The organism is Lentibacillus sp., from assembly GCF_035301675.1.
GTDB lineage: Bacteria > Bacillota > Bacilli > Bacillales > Amphibacillaceae > Lentibacillus.
This window is the reverse complement of the sequence record NZ_DATGTT010000073.1, coordinates 1-4,255: the sequence shown is the minus strand read 5'-3', so window position 1 is coordinate 4,255 and position 4,255 is coordinate 1. Positions and strand designations below refer to the sequence as shown.

Below are 4,255 nucleotides of genomic sequence, written 5' to 3'. Positions count from 1 at the left end.
TCGCATCATTCCGACTAGCATGGAATCTAGCACCGTTTCTTCTCCTTTATACCAACGATAGTTTGTTGCATAAGAAGCTGAATACCCATCCGGAACCATGAAGATAACATTTTCAACCTTTTGATTTGCCTGTGGTGGTGGGTTTTTCTTAGCCTCCCCTTGCTCCGGTCCAAACGCCAGACTGCCGCCTGTAAATAATAGTGCTGAACTAAGTAAGATTACTCCTGCTTTTTTAAACAATTTGCATCCATCCTTTCAAACTAGTATTTACTCTATCTCTATACTAACTTATGAGTGTTGAGCCAGTATGAATTGGGTGTAAAGAGTTTGTAAATTTCAAGAATTACATATGACTTTACACTCTTGTTACATGAATGATATTTTTCTCACCAATTTTTAATGTCCTCCTAACTGTCCCTTAATTTCCCAAGGGTACTATTGTAAGTAACAAATCATTACGAGGAGGAAGCAAGGATGAAAGTTATTATGATACCTTCGGGTTTTAAAGAATGCCTTGATGCTGAGGAAGTGGCTCATGCAATGAAAAGTGGGGCAAAGCGTTTTGATCCATTTATACAAACAGATATGATTCCAATGGTTGATGGCGGTGAGGGGTTTGCCAAAGCAATCAGTAAAATTAAGAACGGTGAATTGATTTATAAAAAAGTTACCGGTCCGGTCGGTGAGCAGATTGAGAGTTTTTATGGAATTTTTGTAGAAGGAAACAAACGAACGGCAGTGATAGAAATGGCAGCTGTTGCTGGATTGAAGCACGTGCCAAATAATCAAAGAAATCCATTAAAAACAACGACCTATGGTGTAGGAGAATTAATCACTGATGCATTGAATATGGGGGTTGATAAAATACTGATTGGATGTGGTGATTCAGGCACATCGGATGGAGGTGCAGGTATGGCACAGGCGCTTGGTTTCCGCTTTCTGGATAATGAGCACCGTGTGATTAATATAAATGGCGGTGAAGATTTGTTGAAGGCGATTTCTGTCGACGCAACTTATTCCGATAATAGATTACCAGATATTGAAATTGAAGTCGCTTGTAACTGGACAAACGTATTGTGTGGTAAACAGGGCGTCGCTAGAGTATTCGGTCCACAAAAAGGGGCTAGTCAGGAACAAGTCGAGATGTTATCTTCGGCACTGGAACATTACGCTTCATTAATTAAACAAGCTATGGATATGGATGTCCGCCATGCTCCGGGAAGCGGTGCTTCAGGAGGACTGGGAGCCGGACTGCTTGCATTTACCGGTGCACAATTATACCCGCGCTTTGATTTGATAATGAACTTTATCCAAATGGAGGACAAAATAGCATCTGCTGATCTTGTTATTACGGCAGAAGGAAGCCTTGATTTTCAAACACCAAATGGAAAAATCCCGTGTGAAGTAGCAAGGATTGCCAAAAAATACGGCATTCCTGTAGTTGCAATAACCGGAACAGTCGGCCAGGGTGCAGAACTTAATTACGCTGCAGGTATTGATGCTTATTTAAGTATCACACAAAAACCGGTAACATTAGAACAGGCGATGATCAAAGCACCAAAATGGATAGAAGACAGTGTCGAATGCATTTTACGCCAAATTACGATTGGAATGAAAATGGGTGAAAGAACCAATTCCAGAGAAAGGATATACGCCTATGGCAACAAGGTTAGACAGGCATAAGGATAAGAAGAGTATTTTTTTCGATTTTATCAATAGGTTTTCTACCAGATTAAAAGTTATTATAGCCATCCATATTCTTTTCGCTAGCTTTATTTTAACAATAGATAACCTGGATTATGCTGCAAAAGTCTCGCTATTTGCATTTCTGTCAGCAATGACGCTATGGATAGGCACAAAAATCCCCGCGGGGTATGTGGCCGTGTCGCTTATTGTGTTTATCGTATTCATGAAAGCCAGTGAGCCTGAACTGTTATATCATTCATTTGGTGAAGAAGTTATCTGGCTCATGATCGGCGCATTTATTATTGGAGAAGCGATAAACAATGCCGGACTCGCTGACCGGTTTAGTCAATCAATGATGAACCGGGCGAAAAATAAAAACTTTATTCTTAAATCACTTACGTACGTCTTATGCATCTCAGCGTTTTTTATCCCATCTACTTCAGGGAGAGCAGCGTTATCCATGCCAATTATCAAACAATTGGGGGACTATTTTTCTGATAAAGAAAAAGAGGTACTGGCTGTCATCGTACCGGTTATTATTTTAATGAGCACATCAGCAAGCTTGATTGGGGCCGGTTCCCATTTAATCGGAGTCGGCTTTTTGGAAACATCTACAGGGGAGTCCATATCCTTTGTTCAGTGGCTTATATGGGGGGCACCTTTTGCGATTGTAATTTCATTCTTGTCATTGTTTATCATCAAACTGGTGTTATGGCCGAAGGAGATATCTACGGATACACTTCATACACCGATGAATGAAGAAGGTATTCAAGCAAAACAGCCGATGTCCAAAAAGGAAAGAAAGACAATTTTGTTCATTATCGTATTGATTATGACCTGGATGACGGAAACCCTTCATGGATATGATATAGCGTTCATCACCATGGTCGGGGCTATTCTATTTATGTTGCCTAAATATGGTGTGATCAGCTGGAAACAGGGGATCAAGTCAGTATCCTGGAATTTAATTCTATTCGTTGCTGCAGCCACTGCACTTGGAAAAGTGTTAGTTGATTCCGGTGTTGTAGGTTGGATAGAAAAAGAAATGATCGGTGTATTGCATTTGTTTACGGATGCTTCAGAATGGCTGATTGTGTTACTCATATTAATTGTAACAGTGACAAGTCATTTATATATTACATCCCACACGACGCGTGCGATTGTTTTTATTCCAAGTTTATTATTATTTGGACAAATGATTGGCGCAAATCCTGTTGGAGTTGTTTTTATAAGTTTAATCGGAATGAATTATTGTGTGACATTTCCAGTTAGTTCAAAAGCCTTGCTTCTTTTTTATGAAGAAGGCGAAGTTACGTATAAAGCAGGTGATTTACTTAAGATCAGCTTCATACTGATGCCGTTTTATATTCTCGTCTTACTCCTGTTTTACTTTACGTACTGGCAGTGGACAGGGTTATCAATATAGAAAGGATGGAAAATGAATTAGGAACTACTTTTCGCGTTTTGCGAAATGATCCTGACTGAGTTATAGATAATATAAGGAGCCTTTCCATTCATCATCAGCTGTTGAAAAATAGCTGATGATTTTTTTGTTTCAGTGATAATCCAAAATTGGTGAAGTTTTTTGCCTTTAATCCTCTTAATCGATATAAACTGTGACATAAGTTACCGCTTCGGAAATACACTACGCTTTTCGCGGGTGATCCATGAGCCTCCTTGCCCGCGGAAAGCAACGGTTCGCAGCGGAAAACAAACAGCACGTGCGTCGCTATTTATATCAACTACGAGAATTAAAAGCAATAAAGCTTACTAAAAGGGCCTTTTGTGAAGATTGTTGTTTATGAAAAAGTATAGCTATACATAGAAATGAATGCGAGCCAGCAGTGAAATACACACAGACTCCTCGAAAAAACCGCGATGTATCTCAAGGAAGCTTTCCTTGTTCTGGGACTGCGACTACTCGCCACGCACAAACATTGTTCGTTGAAACAGGCTAGGCAAAACACCAAAAGCGGGTATTTTCCACTGTGGTAAGATACACCCACCCTTAAAAGCAATTCGCCCTCATTTAGTAGGCGCTATGACATTGTCGTGGGTCTTCTTGTTCGGGCATGATTTATTTGAATTTACAAAATCTTTACATGTAATTCATACTGGCTCAACATTCGCTTGTTATAATGCAGTTGAGAGAGGAAACCTTTCTCCAACATAAAAGCGACTAAGGGGGAAATTATTTATGACGTTCAAAAGGTACTTCATGTTCTTGATCATCATTGCTCTTGCGGTTGTAATGACTGCATGCGGAACAAATGCAGAAGAAAGTGAGACAGTAACCGAAGGAAATGAATCAGCAGAATTAGAAGGCAATGTTGTGATTGATGGATCTGGCACGGTTTACCCATTAATGGCCAAATTAGCTGAGGAATATATGATAAACGAGCAGGAAAATGTATCAGTTGAAGTAAGTCGTGCAGGTACAAGTGCTGGTTTTAAAAAGTTCTTGGCAGAAGACGGAACTGATTTTAACAATGCTTCCCGTCAAATTAAAAAAGAGGAAAAAGCCACTGCTGAAGAACTTGGAACGGAAGTAAAAGAATTGAAGGTCGCT

The 4,255-nt window shown here is 39.8% G+C and carries 3 protein-coding genes and 1 pseudogene; 3 read left to right on the top strand and 1 reads right to left on the bottom strand.

Annotated elements, in window-relative coordinates:
- Positions 1-240 (bottom strand): annotated as a pseudogene (locus VK097_RS12690) (alkaline phosphatase); the annotation flags it as partial.
- A 234-nt stretch (positions 241-474) separates the two neighbouring features.
- Here VK097_RS12690 and VK097_RS12685 point away from each other — a divergent pair.
- The 3 genes from VK097_RS12685 to VK097_RS12675 all read left to right on the top strand — a co-directional run.
- Positions 475-1,683 carry a glycerate kinase family protein gene (locus VK097_RS12685; protein WP_324212178.1) on the top strand — a complete coding sequence of 403 codons (1,209 nt, stop codon included), beginning with the start codon at positions 475-477 and terminating at the stop codon, positions 1,681-1,683.
- A complete protein-coding gene (locus VK097_RS12680; RefSeq protein WP_324212177.1) occupies positions 1,658-3,112 on the top strand; it encodes an SLC13 family permease in 1,455 nt (484 codons plus the stop codon). The genes VK097_RS12685 and VK097_RS12680 overlap by 26 nt, the downstream gene beginning before the upstream one ends.
- A gap of 771 nt (positions 3,113-3,883) precedes the next feature.
- A partial coding sequence (locus VK097_RS12675) for a substrate-binding domain-containing protein (protein ID WP_324212176.1) occupies positions 3,884-4,255 on the top strand: 372 nt, incomplete at its 3' end.

Coding starts and splice junctions, on each gene's coding strand:
- VK097_RS12685 (WP_324212178.1), top strand. CDS start 475: ATGAAAGTTATTATGATACCTTCGGGTTTTAAAGAATGCCTTGATGCT.
- VK097_RS12680 (WP_324212177.1), top strand. CDS start 1,658: ATGGCAACAAGGTTAGACAGGCATAAGGATAAGAAGAGTATTTTTTTC.